At 72.2% G+C, this 19,603-nt stretch carries 20 protein-coding genes; 7 read left to right on the plus strand and 13 right to left on the minus strand.

Translation table 11 applies throughout. The features are described 5' to 3' along the window. Nucleotides 1–51 precede the first annotated feature (51 nt). From ACIOC1_RS32010 to ACIOC1_RS32020, 3 genes are all read right to left on the minus strand, one after another. On the minus strand, nt 52–1,086 hold the full coding sequence (locus ACIOC1_RS32010; protein ID WP_391164119.1) for an NUDIX domain-containing protein: 1,035 nt from the start codon (nt 1,084–1,086) through the stop codon (nt 52–54). A 304-nt stretch (nt 1,087–1,390) separates the two neighbouring features. Next, a complete protein-coding gene (locus ACIOC1_RS32015; RefSeq protein WP_401857672.1) occupies nt 1,391–2,101 on the minus strand; it encodes an MFS transporter in 711 nt (236 codons plus the stop codon). A gap of 603 nt (nt 2,102–2,704) precedes the next feature. Further along, nucleotides 2,705–3,676, minus strand: a complete 972-nt coding sequence (locus ACIOC1_RS32020; RefSeq protein ID WP_401857602.1) for an ROK family protein — start codon at nt 3,674–3,676, stop codon at nt 2,705–2,707. Nucleotides 3,677–3,853: 177 nt separating this feature from the next. On the opposite strand from ACIOC1_RS32020, the gene ACIOC1_RS32025 reads away from it, so the two are divergent. After that, entirely contained in the window at nt 3,854–4,843 is a 990-nt protein-coding gene (locus ACIOC1_RS32025; RefSeq protein ID WP_355343831.1) for a LacI family DNA-binding transcriptional regulator, read from the plus strand. Between the two features lie 90 nt (nt 4,844–4,933). On the opposite strand, the gene ACIOC1_RS32030 is transcribed toward ACIOC1_RS32025, so the two are convergent. From ACIOC1_RS32030 to ACIOC1_RS32050, 5 genes are all read right to left on the minus strand, one after another. Then, nucleotides 4,934–6,226 (minus strand): DUF6986 family protein, encoded by a 1,293-nt coding sequence (locus ACIOC1_RS32030; protein ID WP_401857605.1) that lies wholly within the window; start codon nt 6,224–6,226, stop codon nt 4,934–4,936. 144 nt (nt 6,227–6,370) lie between these two features. After that, nucleotides 6,371–7,333, minus strand: coding sequence for an electron transfer flavoprotein subunit alpha/FixB family protein (locus ACIOC1_RS32035; RefSeq protein ID WP_355343825.1), 963 nt, complete (start codon nt 7,331–7,333; stop codon nt 6,371–6,373). A gap of 99 nt (nt 7,334–7,432) precedes the next feature. Next, a complete protein-coding gene (locus ACIOC1_RS32040) occupies nt 7,433–8,218 on the minus strand; it encodes an electron transfer flavoprotein subunit beta/FixA family protein (RefSeq protein ID WP_355343822.1) in 786 nt (261 codons plus the stop codon). 206 nt (nt 8,219–8,424) lie between these two features. Then, a complete protein-coding gene (locus ACIOC1_RS32045) occupies nt 8,425–8,955 on the minus strand; it encodes a flavin reductase (RefSeq protein WP_391119284.1) in 531 nt (176 codons plus the stop codon). Between the two features lie 273 nt (nt 8,956–9,228). Then, complete coding sequence (locus tag ACIOC1_RS32050; RefSeq protein ID WP_391050214.1) at nt 9,229–9,642, minus strand: thioredoxin domain-containing protein; 414 nt, start codon at nt 9,640–9,642, stop codon at nt 9,229–9,231. Nucleotides 9,643–9,847: 205 nt separating this feature from the next. Here ACIOC1_RS32050 and ACIOC1_RS32055 point away from each other — a divergent pair, with 205 nt between their 5' ends. Together ACIOC1_RS32055 and ACIOC1_RS32060 are read left to right on the plus strand one after the other, a co-directional pair. Beyond that, nucleotides 9,848–10,255: a DUF4395 domain-containing protein gene (locus ACIOC1_RS32055; RefSeq protein WP_401857609.1), complete on the plus strand. Its 408-nt coding sequence runs from the start codon at nt 9,848–9,850 to the stop codon at nt 10,253–10,255. A gap of 159 nt (nt 10,256–10,414) precedes the next feature. After that, nucleotides 10,415–11,161, plus strand: coding sequence for a lysophospholipid acyltransferase family protein (locus tag ACIOC1_RS32060; protein ID WP_355343810.1), 747 nt, complete (start codon nt 10,415–10,417; stop codon nt 11,159–11,161). Between the two features lie 84 nt (nt 11,162–11,245). Here the strand turns inward: ACIOC1_RS32060 and ACIOC1_RS32065 are convergent, their stop codons facing one another. From ACIOC1_RS32065 to ACIOC1_RS32080, 4 genes are all read right to left on the minus strand, one after another. Continuing rightward, nucleotides 11,246–11,848, minus strand: a complete 603-nt coding sequence (locus ACIOC1_RS32065; protein ID WP_401314023.1) for a transglutaminase family protein — start codon at nt 11,846–11,848, stop codon at nt 11,246–11,248. Nucleotides 11,849–11,941: 93 nt separating this feature from the next. After that, nucleotides 11,942–13,033 (minus strand): low specificity L-threonine aldolase, encoded by a 1,092-nt coding sequence (locus ACIOC1_RS32070; RefSeq protein WP_355343804.1) that lies wholly within the window; start codon nt 13,031–13,033, stop codon nt 11,942–11,944. Further along, a complete protein-coding gene (locus tag ACIOC1_RS32075; protein ID WP_355343801.1) occupies nt 13,012–13,770 on the minus strand; it encodes an SDR family oxidoreductase in 759 nt (252 codons plus the stop codon). Before ACIOC1_RS32075 ends, ACIOC1_RS32070 begins: the two co-directional genes overlap by 22 nt. A gap of 23 nt (nt 13,771–13,793) precedes the next feature. Then, the gene (locus ACIOC1_RS32080) at nt 13,794–15,191 is read right to left on the minus strand and encodes a DUF6421 family protein (RefSeq protein ID WP_355343798.1); all 1,398 of its coding nucleotides are present in this window, start codon (nt 15,189–15,191) and stop codon (nt 13,794–13,796) included. Nucleotides 15,192–15,425: 234 nt separating this feature from the next. Between ACIOC1_RS32080 and ACIOC1_RS32085 the strand changes: the two genes are divergently transcribed. The 4 genes from ACIOC1_RS32085 (at nt 15,426) to ACIOC1_RS32100 (ending at nt 18,858) form a co-directional block, all read left to right on the plus strand. Further along, nucleotides 15,426–16,097 (plus strand): glycerophosphodiester phosphodiesterase family protein, encoded by a 672-nt coding sequence (locus ACIOC1_RS32085; protein ID WP_355343795.1) that lies wholly within the window; start codon nt 15,426–15,428, stop codon nt 16,095–16,097. A gap of 141 nt (nt 16,098–16,238) precedes the next feature. After that, nucleotides 16,239–17,159, plus strand: coding sequence for an ABC transporter substrate-binding protein (locus tag ACIOC1_RS32090; protein ID WP_401857615.1), 921 nt, complete (start codon nt 16,239–16,241; stop codon nt 17,157–17,159). Further along, entirely contained in the window at nt 17,156–18,034 is an 879-nt protein-coding gene (locus ACIOC1_RS32095; RefSeq protein WP_355343789.1) for an amino acid ABC transporter permease, read from the plus strand. Before ACIOC1_RS32090 ends, ACIOC1_RS32095 begins: the two co-directional genes overlap by 4 nt. Then, nucleotides 18,031–18,858, plus strand: coding sequence for an ATP-binding cassette domain-containing protein (locus ACIOC1_RS32100; RefSeq protein WP_391164113.1), 828 nt, complete (start codon nt 18,031–18,033; stop codon nt 18,856–18,858). The genes ACIOC1_RS32095 and ACIOC1_RS32100 overlap by 4 nt, the downstream gene beginning before the upstream one ends. 69 nt (nt 18,859–18,927) lie before the next feature. Here ACIOC1_RS32100 and ACIOC1_RS32105 read toward each other — a convergent pair whose 3' ends face one another. Then, entirely contained in the window at nt 18,928–19,461 is a 534-nt protein-coding gene (locus ACIOC1_RS32105; RefSeq protein ID WP_401857619.1) for a GNAT family N-acetyltransferase, read from the minus strand. Nucleotides 19,462–19,603: the final 142 nt, after the last annotated feature.

Below are 19,603 nucleotides of genomic sequence, written 5' to 3' on the forward strand. Positions count from 1 at the left end.
TCCACGCCGGGTGGGCGGCGGCGGGGGCAGCGGCGGCCGGGCGGGGCGGGGTCATTCGGCCGGGTGACCGGCCTCCAGGTTGAGCGGGCGGCCCTGTTCGCGGGCGCGCAGCGCCCAGCGCAGCCGGTCGAGGCGGGCCGGTGGGAGCAGTCCCGCGGCCTCGTCCTCGGTGACGAAGCGCCAGCCGCGCAGTTCGGCGCCGGGCAGCAGCAGGCGGCCGATGTCCGCTTCCGCGACCCGGCCGCCGTCGAAGATCAGGCGGAGCCCGCCGTAGCCGGGCGGGCGTGGCGGTTCCCAGTCGACCACGAGGAGTTCGAGGCCGCGGGCGAGTTCGAGCCCCAGCTCCTCGGCGACCTCGCGGTGTCCGGCGCGCGCGGGCGACTCGCCGCGTTCGACGACCCCGCCGGGGAACTCCCAGCCGGGTTTGTAGGTCGGGTCGACCAGCAGGACGCGGTCGGCGTCGTCGAAGAGCAGGACGCCGGACGCCACGGTCTCCGCGGTCGGTTCGGGGGTCTGGACGATCCCGCAGGCCCCGGCGCCGCGCCCGACGGCCTCGGTGACCCGCAGCGCGATCTGACGGGGGGTCAGGCCCGCGGTGGACAGGATGTGCGCGTCCAGGGCGAGCCACGGCAGGGCGTTCTCGTAGTCGGCGATGCGGTCCAGCGCCCAGCGGCGGGCCCGGTCGTTCGTTCCGGTGCGGTCAGGGTGGTCGTCCCTGGTGGCGATGCGTTCACGCAGGATCGTTTCTCCTGGTTCCAGCAGTACGTGCCGGACCTCGATGCCACGGGACGCGAGGCCACCGAAGATCTCGTCGCGGTAGTCCTGCCGCAGCAGGGTCATCGGGGCCACCAGAACGCCGCCCACCTCATTGAGGAGAGCGGCGGCGGTCTCGACCACCAATCGCCGCCATATGGCCAGGTCCTGATAGTCGGTCACTTCTTGGAGCCGTTTTTCCGGCAGCAGTTGGCGCAGACAGCCGCCGAGTACCTCGGGGTCGTACAGGGTGCTTTCCGGTATCAGCTCCAGCATCTCCAGTGCGGCGCTGGTCTTCCCCGCGCCGAACGCCCCGTTCACCCAGATGATCACGGTGCCCCCTTTTCCGTAGACCCCTACGAATTGCCCGGATCATCGTGGGCGGCAAACGCGCCGTGGCCCGCGGCGGCGCGTACCGGCCGCAGCGGTCGGCGCGGGGAGGCCAGCGTGACGGACACCGGACCGTCGCGGTGCGGACCGTCGGAGCGCGGCCCGGGCCGCGTCTCCGCCTCCGCGGCCGCCACCCTGTGCTCACCGCGGACCGGGCAGCGCCCGCCGCGTCGAGCCGGGCGCCGCACGCGATGCGGTGGAGGGTACGGATCGCTCCCCCTCCCTGTCCTCGGAAACGCCCCGCCCCTCAGCGGGACTCCGCCACGGCGGCGGCAGGGGCGGGCCTCGGCGCGGCGCCCATGTCCCGCTTCCCGACGCTGTTCTGGGCGATCGTCGTGGGCATCCGCGTCAGCAAGCCGAGCCCCGCACCGGCCACCACCATGGAGCAACGCGTCGCCGTGCGGGAGGTGTGCACGTCCATGGTGGCAAGGAGCAGCATGCCCGCCGTCATCAGCGCGGCGCCCACGATCGGGAAGACCTTGTAACGGCCGGTTTTCGACATGGCCTTGCCCGCGACCTGCGAAAGAACCACGACCGGGATCATCATCGGCAGCAACAAGAGGCCGGAGCTGGTGGCCGACGCGCCCTGGAAGCTCTGCCGGTACAGCGGCGGATCGAGCGTGGCACCGAACATCGCGGCGCCCACCGCGAAGATCATCATCGACGAGAGCCGGACGTTCCGGGTTTCGAACACCCGCAACGGCAGGACGGGTCGGCCGCGCGGCGCTGCGAGGCGACAAAGGCGGCCAGGCCGAGCGCGGCGGCGACGGCCAGCACGCCGATCCGCCAGGAGGCCCCGGCGTAAACAGTTGCCCGCCCAGGCCCCGGCGAGCACAACCGAGGAGAGGGCGAAGGTCATGAGGACGATGCCGAGCCAGTCGGTCCCGGCCTTGCCGCGGGAGGCGGGCAGCCGCAGCATCACCTGGCACCACACCAGCGCGAGCAGGCCGAGCGGCAGATTGACGGAGAAGGCCCAGCGCCCGCCGAGGTGGCCGGTGACGAAGCCCGCCGAGCAACGGGCCGCCGATGGTGCCGAGCGCCATGACCAAGGCGGTCATGCCCTGGTAGCGGCCCCGCTCGCCGCGGGGGCACCGGCGCGCCGATCAGCCAGAAGGCGCCCACGGCGAGACCGCCCGCGCCGAGCCCCTGAAAGGCCCTGAAGGCGATCAGCGCCGTCATCGGCTGCGCGGCACCGGAGTGCGCGCCCCCTGACGAGACACGGCACGCGGTGGCGTCCACGACGCGAAGCACACCGCGCGGAGGCCAAGGTCTCGAGGCCCGCCCCCAGACGCCCTCACCTCGCGGAAGAGAGCGCACCGAGATCTCGGCGCGCACGGTGCGCCGCCGTCACCAATCGCCAGAGGGCACGCCAGGTCTTTTGAGGGGCGCGGGGAACTGCGCGCCCAGCCAGCGCGCAGCCGCGGACCGCAGCCGGCCCCCGCGAGGCGGTCACCTCTTCGGATTGTCGGGCCACCGGCCCGACAAAAGCCGAGCACGCCGCGGGCCCCCGCCCCCACAGGAACCGCCCTCGCGGACGCGGACCCGGCGGCGAGCCGCCCCGTCAGATCGTCGTCGTAAAGGCGTCCAACCGCAGCGCCTGCGCCGCAGCCGCCGCCGCCCCGACCAACCCGGCATCCGTCCCGAGCTTGGCGGGCACGACATCGACCCCGGCCGCGAAGGAGAGCGTGGCGTACCGCGCGAGGTGCTCCCGGAGAGGATCGAAGAGAATCGGCCCGGCCCCCGCGACACCCCCGCCGATGACGGCGACATGGATCTCGACGAGCGTCGCGGTGGCCGCGATCCCGGCCGCGAGCGCCTGCGCGGCCCGGTCGAAGGAGGCCAGCGCCACGGCGTCCCCGCCGCGCGCGGCCTCGGCGACGGCCGCCGCCGTGGGCGCGGCACCGGCGGGCGGCACCCAGCCCCCGTCCAGCGCGCGGCGCGCGATGTTCGGCCCGCTGGCGATCCGCTCGACGCAGCCGCGCGACCCGCACGGGCAGAGATCACCGTCGAGGTCGACGCTGATGTGACCGATGTGCCCGGCATTGCCGGTGGGCCCGGGAAGGAGGGCGCCGCCGAGGACCAGACCGCCGCCGACCCCGGTGGAGACGACCATGCACAGCGCGTTGTCGTAACCGCGGGCGGCTCCCTGCCAGTGCTCGGCCGCGGTCATGGCGACGCCGTCGCCGGTGAGGACGACGGGCAGGCCGCCGACCGCGTCGGACACCCGCGCGACGAGCGGGAATTCGCGCCAGCCTGGCACGTTGACCGGGCTGACGGTGCCGTGCGCGGCGTCGACGGGACCCGCGCTGCCGATGCCGACGGCGACGACGCGGGGCCACACGGCGGTGGCCCGCAGCTCGGCGACCACGTCGGTGACCGCCCGCACCACCGTCTCGCCGTCCTCCCCCGCGGGCGTCGCCCGCAGCGCCCGCGCCAGCAGTCGCCCCTCCGCGTCGATGAGCGCCCCGGCGATCTTCGTACCGCCGATGTCGATTGCGGCCACGAGTGGACCGGTAGCGCCTTGGGGGTGCATCGCTCGGGGATCTCCTCTTTCCTGACGTTCCTGACGAATATCCTGGCGAATCGCCCGGGGTTCCGCGGAAACGGCACCAGAGATAGTCTCGCCTAACTCTGACAACGTTGTCCAACTCTTCCCGCAGGGAATACTACGATCGTGACCCACAGTTCTGGACGAGTTCCCCGGCCCACCATGAAAGATGTCGCCGCCCGAGCGGGCGTCGGCCTCAAGACGGTGTCGCGGGTGGTGAACGAGGAGCCCGGCGTCACCCCGGACACGGTCGCCCGCGTCCAGGCGGCGATCGACGCGCTCGGCTTCCGGCGCAACGACAGCGCGCGACTGCTGCGCACCCGCCGCACCGCCAGCGTCGGCTTGGTGCTCGAAGACCTCGCCGACCCGTTCTACGCCCCGCTCAGCAGGGCGGTCGAGGACGTGGCGCGGGCCAACGGCGCGCTGCTGTTCACCGGGTCGAGCGCCGAGGACCCGCGGCGTGAGCAGGAGTTGGTGCTGGCGTTCTGCGCCCGCCGGGTGGACGGGCTGATCGTGGTGCCCGCGGGTGACGACCACCGGTATCTGGTCCCGGAGATCGAGGCCGGGGTGGCCACGGTCTTCGTCGACCGTCCCGCGGGCCGGATCGACGCGGACATGGTGCTGACCGACAACGCGGGCGGCACCCGTGACGGTGTCGCGCATCTGATCGCGCACGGACACCGCAGGATCGGCTTCATCGGTGACCAGCCGGGCATTCACACCGCCGCCGAGCGACTGCGCGGGTACCGCGAGGCGATGGCCGACGCGGGGCTGACGATCAGGCCCGAGTGGTACTCGATGGGCCCGACCAACCCCGAGCGGGTCCGCGCCGTCCTGGCGTCCCTGCTGTCCGGTCCCGAGCCGGTGACGGCGCTGTTCGCGGGCAACAACCGCGTCACCGTCACCGCGGTGCGCGTGCTGTCCCACCACCCGCGCCCGGTCGCCCTGGTCGGCTTCGACGACTTCGAACTCGCCGATCTGCTCGACCCGCCGGTCAGCGTCGTGGCCCAGGACTCGCCGGGGCTCGGACGCAGCGCGGCGCAGTTGCTCTTCCGCCGCCTGGAGGGCGGCGCGGACGCCGCCCCCGCCCGGCTGGAGCTCCCCGCCCGCCTGATCGCCCGCGGCTCCGGCGAGATCCCCCCGTCCGACTGAGCACCCGCCGGGCCCGTACGGCATCGGCCCTTGTCCTGCGGGCATGCGCCCGCCGCGTCAGGGGCCGTTCGCGATCCGCGGGACAGGCTCCTAGCGGCCCGCCAGCGTGTCCAGCTCCGCGCGGCCGAGGCCGGTGCGCTCGGTGACCTCCTCGGCGTCGATGGCGCCGCAGTCGAGGCCGCGCAGCAGGTAGCCGCTGAGGGCGCGGGCCGTGGCGGGCTCGTCCATGACGTCGCCGCCCGCCTTGGCGACGTAGGCGGCGAGGCGGGCGGCGCAGGCGTCCAGGCCCTCCCGGTAGAAGGCGTAGACGGCGGCGTAGCGGGTCGGCAGGTGGGCGGGGTGCATGTCCCAGCCCTGGTAGTACGCGCGGGCCAGTGAGCGGCGGACCAGGCCGTAGTGCAGGCGCCAGGCGTCGTGCACCTGCTCGGCCGGGCCGACGGGGAGCACGTTGGTGGAGCCGTCGGACAGCCGGACGCCGGTGCCCGCCGCGGCGACCTGCATGACCGCCTTGGCGTAGTCGGCGGCCGGGTGGTCCATCGACTGGTGGGCGGCGCTGACCCCGCACGCGGCGCTGTAGTCGAAGGTGCCGTAGTGCAGACCGGTGGCCCGGCCCTTGGCGGCGTCGATCAGCCGCGGCACGGTCGCCGTGCCGTCGGGGCCGAGGATGGACTGGGTGGTCTCGATCTGGATCTCGAAGCCGATCCGCCCCCGCGGCAGCCCGGCCGTCCGCTCGAACTCCTCGCACAGCCGCGCCATCGCCGCGACCTGCGCGGGGAAGGTCACCTTGGGCAGTGTCAGCAGCAGCCCGTCGGGCAGACCGCCCCCGTCCAGCAGGGCGGTCAGGAAGAGGTCGAGCGTACGGATGCCCCGGTCGCGGACCGCCGCCTCCATGCACTTCATCCGGATGCCGACGTACGGCGGCGCGCTGCCGTCCGCGACGGCGGCCGTCACGGTGCGGGCGGCGGCCACGGCCGCCGCGTCCTCCTCGGTGTCGGGGCGCGGCCCGTAGCCGTCCTCGAAGTCGATCCGCAGGTCCTCGACGGGCTCGCGCTCCAGCTTGGCCCGCACCCGGTCGTGGACCTCGGCGGCCAGCCCGGTGGACGGCCCCGCGGGCAGGCCGAGTACGGCGGCGAGCGCGGCGGCGTCCGGGGCGTGGGCGTCGAGTGCGGCCAGCGCCTGGTCGCCCCAGTCGCGTACGGTCCGGGGGCCGAAGGCGTCGGCGGGTACGTAGACGGTGTGCACGGGCTGCCGGGTGCCGGGGTCGCCGGGGTAACGGCGGGCCAGTTCGGCGTCGGTGCCGGCCAGACCGGCGCCGATGTCCGCCCGTACCGCGTCCGCCAGTGTCGTACCGGCCGCCGCCGCGCCCGCTGAGCCCTGCGCCATGTGCCACCCTCCCGGAAATTCAACAAATCGTTGAAGTGAAGCTAGCCGTGCCGTAGGCCGAGGTCAACACCCCACCAGGGGGGCGCCGGACGGACGACGGCCCCCGCACGCGGCTGGCGTGCGGGGGCCGTCGGGAGGGGTCGGTCAGCCCTTGCGGGCCTTGATCTCCTCGGTGAGCTGGGGGACGACCTGGAAGAGGTCGCCGACGACGCCGTAGTCGACGAGGTCGAAGATCGGCGCCTCCGCGTCCTTGTTCACCGCGACGATCGTCTTGGACGTCTGCATGCCCGCGCGGTGCTGGATCGCGCCCGAGATGCCGTTGGCGATGTAGAGCTGCGGCGACACCGACTTGCCGGTCTGGCCGACCTGGTTGGTGTGCGGGTACCAGCCCGCGTCCACCGCCGCGCGCGACGCGCCCACGGCCGCGCCCAGGGAGTCCGCCAGCGCCTCGATGACGGAGAAGTTCTCGGCGCCGTTGACACCGCGACCGCCGGAGACCACGATCGCGGCCTCGGTCAGCTCAGGACGCCCGGTCGACTCCCGCGGGGTCCGCGAGACGACCTTGGTGCCGGTGGCCAGTTCACCGAAGGCCACCTCCAGCGCCTCGACCGTCCCGGCCGCCGAAGCCGCCTCGACCGGCGCGGAGTTCGGCTTCACCGTGATGACGGGGACGCCCGTGCTGACCCGGGAGCGGGTCGTGAAGGCGGCGGCGAACGCCGACTGCGTGGCCACCGGGCCGTCGGCGCCGGCCTCCACGTCGATCGCGTCGGTGATCAGGCCCGAGCCCAGGCGCAGCGCGAGCCGCGCGGCGATCTCCTTGCCCTCGGCGGAGGACGGCACCAGGACCGCGACCGGGCTCACCGCCTTGGCGGCGGCCTCCAGCGCGTCGACCTTCGGTACGACGAGGTAGTCGGCGAACTCGGGCGCGTCGGCGGCCAGAACCCGCACGGCGCCGTGCTCGCCCAGCACGGAGGCGGCGGCGTCGGCGCCGGGGCCGAGGTGGACCGCGACCGGCTCACCGATCCGGCGGGCCAGCGTCAGCAGTTCGAGAGTCGGCTTGCGGACGGCACCGTCCACGTGGTCGACATAGACGAGGACTTCACCCATGGAAATGCACTCCTACGAAAAAGTTTGACGGGGCGGATACGGACCGGAACGGCCGGAAGCGGGCCCGGGACAGCGTCCGGGAGGGCGCCCGGCATCCGGTCAGATGAACTTCTGGCTCGCCAGGTACTCCGCGAGCTGCTTGCCGCCCTCGCCCTCGTCCTTCACGATCGTGCCCGCCGTCCGCGCCGGACGCTGCGTGGCGTCCTCGACGGCCGTCCACGCACCCGCCAGGCCCACCTCGGCCGCGTCCAGACCCAGATCCGACAGGTCCAGGGCCTCCACCGGCTTCTTCTTCGCCGCCATGATCCCCTTGAACGAGGGGTAACGGGCCTCGCCCGACTGGTCGGTCACCGAGACCAGCGCCGGAAGCGACGCCTCCAGCCGCTCGCTGGCCGCGTCGCCGTCGCGGCGGCCGGTCACCTTGCCGTCCTCGACCGACACCTCGGACAGGAACGTCACCTGCGGCACGCCCAGCCGCTCGGCCAGCAGCGCGGGCACCACGCCCGCGGTGCCGTCGGTCGAGGCCATGCCGGTCACGACGAGGTCGAAGCCCGCGCGCTCGATGGCCTTGGCGAGCACCAGCGACGTGCCGAGGATGTCCGTGCCGTGCAGGCCGTCGTCCTCGACGTGGATCGCCTTGTCCGCGCCCATCGACAGCGCCTTGCGCAACGCGTCCTTCGCGTCCTCGGGACCCACGGTCAGCACCGTGATCTCCGCGTCGTCCGCCGCGTCGGCGATCTGCAGCGCCTGCTCGACCGCGTACTCGTCCAGCTCGGAGAGCAGGCCGTCCACCGCGTCGCGGTCAGTGGTCAGGTCCTCGGCGAAGTGACGGTCGCCCGTGGCATCGGGCACGTACTTCACTGCGACTACGATCCTCAAACTCACGCCAGCTCTCCTACCTACTGCATCGTTGCAACGTCTTCGTCCAACTGCCCCGGAATCCGCCCCGGAATGGCAGCATAGGCGTCCGCGGCGGCGGCTCCCCGCCGGGACGCAGCAACTGCCTCGACAGAAATATTACTCGCCAGTACACAGAGCTGGTTCCCCGTTAGCAAGGACCTTGAACTGTGATGTGGCCGACGCCGCCGCCGTCAGTGGCCGAGTGAGTTGAAGCCGCCCTGGTGGTAGAGGAGCGGGCGGCCGGGACCCTGGGGGTCGCCGGCGACGGCCTGGGCGATGACGATCCGGTGGTCGCCCGCCGGGATGCGAGCCACGACGCGGCACACCAGCCAGGCCGGTACCTCGTCGAGCAGCGGGACGCCGTGCGGGCCGGACGCCCAGGCGGTGGCGGGGCCGAAGCGGTCGGCGCCGCTGCGGGCGAACGTGCCGGCCAGCACTTCCTGGTGCTCGCCGAGTATGTGGACGCCGACGAACGACGCCTCGGCGACGGTCGGCCAGCTCGACGACCCCAGGCTGATGCCGAAGGAGAGCAGCGGTGGCTCGGCGGACACCGAGGTCAGGGAGGTGGCGGTGAAGCCGACGGGGTCGGGGCCCGCGGCGGTGATCACGGCGACTCCGGCCGCGTGGCGGCGGAAGACCGAACGGAAGACGGCGGGGTCGAGAGCGGGGCCGGGCGCGGGGTCGAAGGCCGAGGAGTCAAAGGCGGCGGGGTGATCGCTGATGGCAGTCACGGTCAGATCCTTCTGAAGCGGTCGAGCGGCGGAGTGCGGGTCGTGGGCGCTCAGCAGCTCGGACAACGCGCGCTGGAGTGCCGACCGAAGTCGACATCGGCGCGCGCGTACAGATACGCGTACAGAAAGTGGTCGTGCGACATAACGTCAGAGTGACGATTCGGACGGGGTCACGTCAAGACCCGCCCGGAATATGGAATTTCCGTCACACCGCGCTCCGCCGGAGGCTGACAGCCCCTCAGATCGGCCGGCCCGCCCGGCTCGTCAGACAGCCGCGCCCAGCGCGGCGATCACGTCCGCCTTGCGCGGCTGACCGGCGGCCCTGCGCACGATCGCGCCGTCCGCGTCGAGGACGAACACGGTCGGGGTCTTGAGGACGCTCAGCCGCCTGACCAGCTCCAGGTGCGCCTCGGCGTCGATCTCGACGTGCCGGACGCCGTCCACCATGCCCGCCACCTCGTCGAGCACGCGCCGGGTGGCCCGGCAGGGCGCGCAGAAGGCGCTGGAGAACTGCACCAGGGTGGCGCGCTCCCCCAGCGGCCCGCCGAGGTCAGCGGCCGTCAGCCGCTCGTCGCCGTCCTTCGTCCGCACCCGGATTCTCCCGTCCCTGCGCCGGTGCACCAGCCCGTAGGCGCTCGCGGCCAGCAGTACGGCCAGGCAGACCACCAGTCCCGTCAACGCCGTGCTCCTCGTCCGCTCACACATCTCGTACGTCTCATACGCCTGCTCATACGTCCGGTCACACACCGTCGTACGTCCGGTCACACACACGGTCGTACGTCCGGCGGCTTCCCGCCCGCGTCTTTCCGATCCGTGCAGCGTTCATGCGAACGCAATGATTCCCGCGGTCGCGTTCCGTCGCTGGTCGGCCATTATTTCAGTCATGGAGATCGATGTACGAGGGCCCCGCTTCGGTGCGTCCCTGACCACGGTGGTGCTGGCGGCCGTGCTGATCACCGGCAGCGGCTGGCTGCTGGCCGTTCAGGCCGCCGTCTTCGCCGTGGGAGCGGTGGCCGGAGTGCAGAATTCGCCGTATGGCTGGGTTTTCCGCACCCTGGTGCGGCCCAGGCTGGGGCCGCCGCCCGGCACCGAGGACGCGGCCCCGCCGCGGTTCGCGCAGGCGGTGGGTTTCGGCTTCTCCGTGATCGGTGTCATCGGCTATCTGGTGGGCCCGCAGTGGCTGGGTCTGGCGGCCACCGCGTGCGCGCTCGCCGCCGCCTTCCTCAACGCCGCTTTCGCCTACTGCCTGGGGTGCGAGGTGTATCTGCTGCTGAAACGGGCAGCAGCCTGATGGGTTCCGCCGCAGGTCGTGAGAAGAATCTCGCCTTGGCACCGGTCCCCGGGATGACAGGGGGCCCGCCGGCGGGGCACCATCGCTCAGCGGCCGAACAACTTACGGGCGCGTAACTTCCGCCGGGAGCGCCGCCCCGGAGAGAGCAGGTGCCCCGACATGGCCGAACTCGTCTACCCACCGGTGATCGCTTGTGCCCGCACCATGTTCAAGGTGCAGGGGCTCAAATTCGACATCCGGGGCACCGAGAACGTCCCCCGCCAAGGCGGCGCCCTGCTCGTCAGCAACCACATCGGCTATCTGGACTTCGTCTTCTGCGGTCTGACGACGCTGCCCGCCAAGCGCCTGGTGCGCTTCATGGCGAAGGAATCGGTTTTCCGGCACAAGGTGTCGGGTCCGCTGATGCGCGCCATGAAGCACATTCCGGTGGACCGCTCCGAGGGCATGCACGCGTACGCGCACGCCTTGGACGCGCTGCGCGGCGGTGAGATCATCGGGGTCTTCCCCGAGGCGACCATCTCGCAGTCGTTCACGTTGAAGTCGTTCAAATCGGGTGCGGCCCGGCTGGCGATGGAGGCCGGTGTGCCGCTGCTGCCGATGGCGCTGTGGGGCACTCAGCGGCTCTGGACGAAGGGGCACCCGCGCAATCTGGGCCGCAGCAAGTTCCCGATCACGCTGCGGATCGGCGAGCAGATGCGCCCGCAGGAGAACGAGAAGGCGGGCGCGCTCACCCGGCGGCTGCGGCTGCGGGTGCAGGAGCTGCTGGACGACGCGCAGCGTACGTATCCGGGCAGGCCCTCGGGCCCCGCCGACCGCTGGTGGCTGCCCGCGCATCTGGGCGGCACCGCCCCGACGCCGGAGGAAGCGGCGGCCAGGGACCGCGAGCAGCAGCCCCAGCCGAGCTGAGGCGGGACCCTCCGGACGCGGGCGCGGGACCCCAACCGGGCGCGGGACCCCTCCGGACGCGGGACGCGGGACGCGACGGCGCCCTCACGGCAGTTCGGTGGGCAGCGTCCTGGCCAGTTCCGACCGGTCGCGTGCGCCGCGCAGGGCCTCCAGTACGGCCGTGGGCGGCGCCGCGTGCACGAGCGGATAGTCGGCCTCGCCGATCTCCGGGCGCGCCGCCCACGCGAGCCGTTCCTCGTCCAGCGAGAAGCGCGCGTCGACGCCGGGTTTGTTGCCGCGCGCGTCCAGCCGTGACCAGTGGCCGCGCCCCGGCAGCAGCAGGGCGATCAGGCCGTGGACCACCGGGTCCGTACCGTCGTCGTCGGTGAGCCGCTGGTAGCAGAGCCCGGCGGGGATGGACGCGGCGCGCAGCAGCGCCGTCAGCGCGTGCGACTTGGCGTAGCAGATGCCGGTGCGCTGCTCCAGCACGTCGGAGGCCCGCCAGGTGACGCGGTCGTCGCCGGAGTCGAAGGAGTGCGGGATCGTGTCGCGGACGAATACGAAGGCAGCCCGCGCATAGTCATGCGGTCCGGTGGTACGGGCCAGCAGCGCGGCCGCGGTGTCGCGCACTCGTGGGTGGCCGTGGTCGATGACGTCGTCGGCGGCCGTATACGCCGAGAGGTCGGCGGTCTCCAGGATCAGCTCCATATGCGGGAGCCTAGGAAACCGCCGACCACTCGATCAATCGAATTACCGCCAACCGCATACTCATGCGGCCGACTCCGGGCCGCCGGACAGGCCCTAGGCCCGCATCTCCTCCTCGAGCGCGGCGGCGAAGCCGTCCACGTCCGACTCGGTCGTGTCGAAGGAGCACATCCAGCGGACCTCGCCCGTCGACTCGTCCCAGAAGTAGAAGCGGTAACGCTTCTGCAGCCGCTCGCTGACCTCGCGCGGCAGCAGCGCGAAGACGGCGTTGGACTGCACGGGCCGCAGCACGGTGACCCCGTCCACGCCCTGTACGGCCTGCTCCAGGCGGCGGGCCATCGCGTTGGCGTGGGCGGCGCTGCGCAGCCACAGGTCGCCCGAGAGCAGCGCCTCGAACTGCACGGAGACGAACCGCATCTTGGAGGCGAGCTGCATCGACAGCTTGCGCAGGTAGTCGATGGCGCGCACCCGCTCGGGGCTGAGGACGACCACGCACTCGCCGAGCAGCAGGCCGTTCTTGGTGCCGCCGAAGGAGAGGATGTCCACGCCCGCCTCGGTGGTGAAGCGGGCCAGCGGCACGTCGAGGCCGGCCGCCGCGTTGGCGATCCGCGCGCCGTCCAGGTGCACGGCCATGCCGAGCTGGTGCGCGTGGTCGCAGATCGCCTTGATCTCCTCGGGCGTGTAGCAGGTGCCCAGTTCGGTGGTCTGGGTGATCGAGACGACCTGCGGCTGGGCCCGGTGCTCGTCGGAGAAGCCGTACGCCTGCCGGTCGATCAGCTCGGGGGTGAGCTTGCCGTCCGGGGTCGGGACGGTGAGCAGCTTCAGGCCGCCGACCCGCTCGGGGGCGCCGCACTCGTCCACGTGGATGTGCGCGGACTCGGCGCAGATCACCGCGCCCCAGCGCTCGGTGACGGCCTGGAGCGCCGTCACGTTGGCGCCGGTGCCGTTGAAGACCGGGAAGACCTCCGCGCGCGGGCCGAAGTGGCCGCGGAAGACCTCCTGGAGGTGGCCGGTGTACTCGTCCCCTCCGTAGGCGGGCTGATGGCCGCCGTTGGCGAGGGCGAGCGCGGTGAGGATCTCCGGGTGCACCCCGGCGTAGTTGTCACTGGCGAAGCCGCGCACCTGCGGGTCGTGGCGGCGCACGGCGTCGCTGGCGAGCTGTTCTGTCACGGTCGGGGCGTCAGCCACTGTCGGGTCCCGTTCACTTCCGTAGGGCTCTGGTCCCAGACGTCCGCGATGGCCTCGGCGAGGTCGCGCACGTCGGTGAAGCCGGCGAATTTGGCGTTCGGGCGCGTGGCCCGCATCTCATCGTGCACCAACGCCTTGATCACCAGCACAGTGGCCGCGGCCGTGGGTCCGTCGGCGCCGCCGAGCTTGCGGAAGGAGTCGCCCAGCGCGAGCGTCCACGCCTCGGCCGCGGCCTTGGCCGCGGAGTAGGCGGCGTTGCCCGCGGTCGGCGTGGTGGCGCCGGACGCGCTGATCAGCACGTACCGGCCGCCGTGGCTGCGCATGAGGCCGTCGTGGAAGGCCAGCGAGGTGTTCTGCACGGTACGGATCAGCAGCTTGTGCAGCACGTCCCAGTCGCCGAGGTCGGTCTCGGGGAAGGACGCGGAGCCGCGCCAGCCGCCCACGAGGTGGACCAGGCCGTCGACCCTGCCGTGATCCTTCTCGATCCGGCCGGCCCAGTCCTGGGTCGCCTCCAGGTCGAGCAGGTCGACGATCTCGCCGGTGATGTCGGCGCCGCCCGCGTCGTAGCGCGCCGCGTCGACGGCCTCGGCCAGCCGCTCGGGGTCGGCGTCGGCGGCGATCACATGGCCGCCCTCGCGCGCGAGCCGTTGCAAAACCGCCCGCCCCGCGGGGCCGCCCGCGCCCGCCACGGCGATCACCGCTCCGTCGAGACCACCCGTGTACGTGTCGGTCGTCATGTCCGCCTCCTCGGCCGCACCGGTCACGCGGCGCCCCGAAGTGAGCTCTCGCCGGTGATTCCCTTGGTCGAGGTGATCACCGTCCGCAGCTTCTTCGCAAGGGCCTCGTAGAACATGCTGAGCGGAAACTCGTCCGCCAGCACGTCGTCCACGAGTTTGCGCGGGGGCTGGGACAGGTCGAGGGCGTCGGGGCCCTTCGCCCAGACCGAGCCGGGATGCGGGGAGAGGTAGCTGGCGACCAGGTCGTAGGCGGCGAACCAGTGCACGAGCTTGGGCCGGTCGATGCCGTCCCGGTAGAGCGTCTCGATCTCGGCGCAGAGCTGGTTGGTGACCTGCGGTGCGCGCTCCCAGTCGATGTGCAGGGTGTTGTCTGTCCAGCGTACGGCGTCGTGCTTGTGCAGGTACGCGAAGAGGAGCTGTCCGCCGAGTCCGTCGTAGTTGCGGACGCGTTCACCGGTGACCGGGAAGCGGAAGAGCCGGTCGAAGAGGATCGCGTACTGCACGCCCAGGCCCATCGGGTGGCCCTCGGCCTGGAGCTTCACGGCCTCCCTGAACGTGGTCAGGTCGCAGCGCAGCTCCTCCAGCCCGTACATCCAGAACGGCGCGCGCTGCTTGATCATGAACGGGTCGAACGGCAGGTCGCCGTGGCTGTGCGTGCGGTCGTGGATCATGTCCCACAGGACGTACGTCTGCTGCGCCAGGTCCTGGTCGGCGATCAGCCGGGCCGCCTCCTCGGGCAGTTCCAGGCCGAGGGTGTCGACGGCGGCGGCGGTCACCGCGCGGAAGCGGGCGGCCTCGCGGTCGCAGAAGATCGCGCCCCAGGTCCAGCGCTCGGGGGCCTCGCGGACGGCGACGGTCTCCGGGAAGAGCACCGCGGAGTTGGTGTCGTAGCCGGGGGTGAAGTCCTCGAAGGTGATCGGTACGAACAGCGGGTTGTCGTACCGATTGCGCTCCAGCTCGGCCAGCCAGTCGGGCCAGACGACGCGCAGCGCGACGGCCTCCAGATTGCGGTCCGGGTTGCCGTTCTGCGTGTACATCGGGAAGACGACCAGGTGCGGCAGGCCGTCGCGGCGGTCGGCCGCGGGCTGGAAGGCGAGCAGCGAGTCGAGGAAGTCCGGGACGCCGAAGCCGTCGTCGGACCAGCGGCGCAGGTCGGCGACCAGGGCGCGGTGGTACTCGGCGTCGTGCGGGAGGAGCGGGGAGAGCTGTTCGACCGACTCGGTCACCCGGCGCACGGTGCGCTCGGCGTCGTCCTTGCTGGGCGCGCCCTCGGCCTCGAAGTCGATGGAGCCGTCCTTGCGCTGCCAGGGCCTGATGGCTTCGACGGCCTGCTTCAGCACCGCCCACGCGGGGTGGCCGACGATGCCCACGCCGGACGTACCGCCGCCGTCCGCCACCTTCGCCGAAAGAACTTCGCCCATGACCCCTCCTCCACAAAAGAAACTGTCGTCCGGACACCGTATCCGTGACCTTGTTGATCCATCAAGGGGAGCCGGTGGAGATTGTCCTGCCTGGTGGTCGACAGGCCGCTGTTCTTCCTGTCGTCTGCCGGGATGGGTCACTAAAACTTGCGCATAGGGGCCGCTTGAGCACGCGGTCCCGAGTCGTCACGGCGTGTTCGGCCCGCCGTCGCCCGGTCTCGCTAGGGTGCCGGTATGAGCTTCCTCACCGTCGGCCACCGCGGGGTCATGGGCGTCGAGCCGGAGAACACCCTGCGCTCCTTCCGCCGAGCCGAAAAGGCGGGCCTGGACCAGATCGAGCTGGATCTGCACCTCAGCAAGGACGGCGCGCTGATCGTCATGCACGACGCCGACGTCGACCGCACCACCGACGGCGCCGGGCTGGTCCGCGACCTCACGCTGGACGAGATCCGCGGCCTGGACGCCGGGCTCGGCGAGCGCGTACCGGTCTTCGAGGAGGTCCTCGAAGCGGTTGGCCGGCCGATCCAGGCCGAGATCAAGGACGTGGCGGCGGCCCGGGCGCTGGCCGACACCCTGAGCGCGCACGGCGCGACGGACCGGGTCAGTGTGCTGTCCTTCCACGACGAGGCGCTGGCCGAGATCCGTACGCTGCTGCCCGACGTGCGCACGGTGCTGGTCGCCAGCGACCTCGGCCCGGAGATCGTCACCCGCGCCCAGGCGGTGGGCGCCCGCCTGGTCAGCCTGGAACTGCGGCAGGTGAACCTGGACGTCGTCGAGCGCTGCCAGGCCGCGGGCATCGCCGTCATGGCCTGGACCGTCAACACCGCGCAGGAGTGGGCCCTGGCCCGCGCACTGCGGCTGGACGGCGCCGCCACCGACCTCCCCGAGGAACCGGCCATCGCGTAGCGCCGCGGTCCCGTACCGGCGTCATCCCGGCGCGCCGCGGTCCCGCGGCCCCGCGCAATGTGCCGGACACAAAGGTCCGGCATCCGGACAACTGGCCGAATCGCGTGGACAGACGCGCCCGCGCGGTGCCAAGGTCCCGCCATGCGTCCCGCGATCTCGCTGTCCCCGCGCCGTGCCGCGCTCGCCGCGGCTGCCCTGCTCACCCTCGCACTGGCCGGTTGCTCGCCCCAGGACGACACGACCGACGCCGGTCCCTCGTCCTCCGCGGCGTCGGCCGGTGCGACCGGCACCACCACCGCCACCACGGCGTCGTGCGCGCCCGGCACGCTCGCCACCCGTACCCCCGGCAAGCTCACCGTCGGCACCGACAATCCGGCGTACGACCCCTGGTTCTCGGACAACAAGCCGTCCAACGGCAAGGGGTACGAGTCGGCGGTCGCGTACGCGGTGGCCAAGCAGCTCGGTTACGCGCCGGACCAGGTCCTCTGGCAGACCGTGGCCTTCAACAAGGCGTTCGCGCCCGGTGCCAAGAACTTCGATTTCGACATCAACCAGGTTTCGATCAACGATGAGCGCAAGAAGGCCGTCGACTTCTCGCCCGGCTACTACGACGTACGGCAGACCGTCGTCGCGCTGAAGACCTCGAAGATCGCGAACGCGCACAGCGTCGCGGACCTGAAGAACGCCAAGCTCGGCGCCCAGGTGGGCACCACCAGCCTGGACGTCATCGACAACCTGGTGAAGCCCGCCAAACAGCCCGCCGTCTACCAGCGCAACGACCTCGCCGTGGCCGCGCTGAAGAACGGCCAGGTCGACGGGATCGTGGTCGACCTGCCGACCGCCTTCTACATCACCGGGGCCGAGGTCACCGACGCCAAGGTGGTCGGGCAGTTCGCGGCGGCGGGCTCCTCGCCCGAGCAGTTCGGGCTGGTCCTCGACAAGGGCAGCAAGCTGACCGCGTGCGTCTCGCGGGCCGTCACCGCTCTGCACGGCGACGGGACGCTGGCCGCCCTGGAGAAGCAGTGGCTGTCGGACGCCGTCGGCGCCCCGGTGCTCGGATGACCGTGCGGGACGACCCCGCGCAGGTCGACACGTACCAGCCGTCCGCGCGGCGGATCGAGCGCGAGCTGTACCGACGCGCCCGCGGCCGCCGCGCCCTGGTGGTGGCGAGCGTCAGCACCCTGGCGACCGCCGGGGTGCTGATCGGGCTGATCGTCAGTTCGCCCGGCTGGCAGCGCACCCGTGAGACGTTCCTCAACGGGCACTACGCGCGGCTCGCGCTGCCGGACGTGCTCCAGGGCCTCTGGCTCAATCTGCGGCTGATGGTGGTGTGCGGCGCCGTCGTCTTGGTCGCGGGGCTGCTGCTGGCGGTCGTGCGCACCCTGCGCGGCCCGGTGTTCTTCCCGCTGCGCGCCCTGGCGACGGCGTACGTGGACTTCTTCCGCGGGCTGCCGCTGATCATCTGCCTGCTCGCGGTGGTCTTCGGCGTGCCCGCGCTGCGGCTGAGCGGCGTCACCAACGACCCCGTGCTCCTCGGCGGCCTGGCGCTCTGCCTGACGTACACCGCCTATGTCGCCGAGGTGTTCAGGGCCGGGATCGAGACCGTCCACCCGAGCCAGCGCGCCGCGGCCCGCTCGCTCGGCCTCAGCAGCGCGCAGACGATGCGGTACGTGGTGCTGCCGCAGGCCGTGCGCCGCGTGGTGCCGCCGCTGCTCAACGACCTGGTGTCGCTCCAGAAGGACACCGGTCTGGTGTCGATCGCGGGCGCCGTGGACGCCGTCTACGCGGCGCAGATCATCGCCAGCCGTGACTTCAACTACACGCCGTACGTGGTCGCGGGGCTGATCTTCGTCGCGCTGACCATCCCGATGACGCGGTTCACCGACTGGGTGACGGCCAGGATGAACCGGCGGCAGTCGCAGGGAGGCGTCGTATGAGCGGCACGGGCGGGGACCGGCTCGCCAAGGACGTACCGCCCCAGGCGCGGGACCTGGCCGATCCGGACCGGAGCCGGGACACGCCCGTGCTGCGGCTGGAGTCGGTCCGCAAGACGTACGGCTCCTCCGTCGTTCTACGGGACATCGCGCTCGACGTGCCCGCGCACACGGTCACGGCGCTGATCGGCGCGTCCGGCTCAGGGAAGTCCACGCTGCTGCGCTGCGCGAATCTGCTGGAGGAGATCGACGACGGCGCGATCTTCCTGGACGGCGAGGACATCACCGACCCGCGGGCCGACCAGGACGCGGTACGGCGCAGGATCGGCGTCGTCTTCCAGGCGTACAACCTGTTCCCGCACATGACGGTGCTGGACAACATCACGCTGGCGCCGCGCCGGGTGCACGGGGTGCCGCGGGGCGAGGCGGAGGAGCGGGCACGGGAGCTGCTGGCCCGGCTGGGGCTCGCCGACCGGGCCGCGGAGTATCCGGACCGGCTCAGCGGCGGCCAGCAGCAACGGGTGGCGATCCTGCGGGCGGTCGCGACCAGGCCGCGGCTGCTGCTTCTCGACGAGGTGACCGCGGCGCTCGACCCGGAGCTCGTCGGCGAGGTGCTGTCGGTGGTCCGCGACCTGAAGGAGCAGGGCATGACGATGGTGATCGCCACCCATGAGATGGCGTTCGCCCGCGATGTCGCCGATCAGGTCTGCTTCCTGGACGCGGGCGTGATCCTGGAGCGCGGCACTCCCGCCGAGGTGTTCGGCGCCCCGGCCGAGCAGCGCACGCGGGACTTCCTGCGCCGGATCACGGAGGCGGGACGGCTGTGACGGCCGGCGCCGGGCGACCGGGTTCGGGGCGCCGGGTACCGGGTGGGGCGGGTGGCGGGCGTCCGGGTCTCAGACCAGCTTCTTCGTGAGCAGCTCGAACTCCAGGTCGTCCCTGGTCGGCAGCCCGAAGCGCTCCTCGCCGTACGGGAAGGGGCTGGTCTGCCCGGTGCGCTGGTAGCCGCGGCGGACGTACCAGGCGATCAGGTCCTTGCGGACCGAGATCACCGTCATGTGCAGCTCGGCGACGTCCCACTCCTCGCGGGCGAACCGTTCGGCCTCGGCGAGGATCACCTTGCCGAGCCCGGCGCCCTGGAGCGCGGGCCGTACGGCGAACATCCCGAAGTACGCGTGGTCGCCGCGGTGTTCGAGCTGGCAGCAGGCCACCACCTCGTCGCCGGACTCCACCACCGTCAGCCTGCTGTCCGCGCCTTCGATGACGGCCAGCACGCCCTCGGGGTCGGTCCGCTGCCCCTGAAGGATGTCCGCCTCCGTCGTCCACCCCGCGCGGCTCGCGTCGCCGCGGTAGGCGGACTCGATCAGCCCGACCAGGACGGGGACGTCGTCGGGGGTGGCGGCGCGGAAGCGGGGAGCGGCGATATCCATGCGGGCAAGGCTATCCCCAGGTCCGGGCCGCGCTCACGGGTCCTGCCGAGGTCTTCGCGGGCGGGCGGCGTCGGCGCGCGACGGGGCGCGTGTTCGACGTGGGGCAGGGCGCGTGTGCGGCGCGCGGAAGGGCGCGTGCTCG

It is taken from the genome of Streptomyces sp. NPDC088197, assembly GCF_044741185.1.
GTDB lineage: Bacteria > Actinomycetota > Actinomycetes > Streptomycetales > Streptomycetaceae > Actinacidiphila.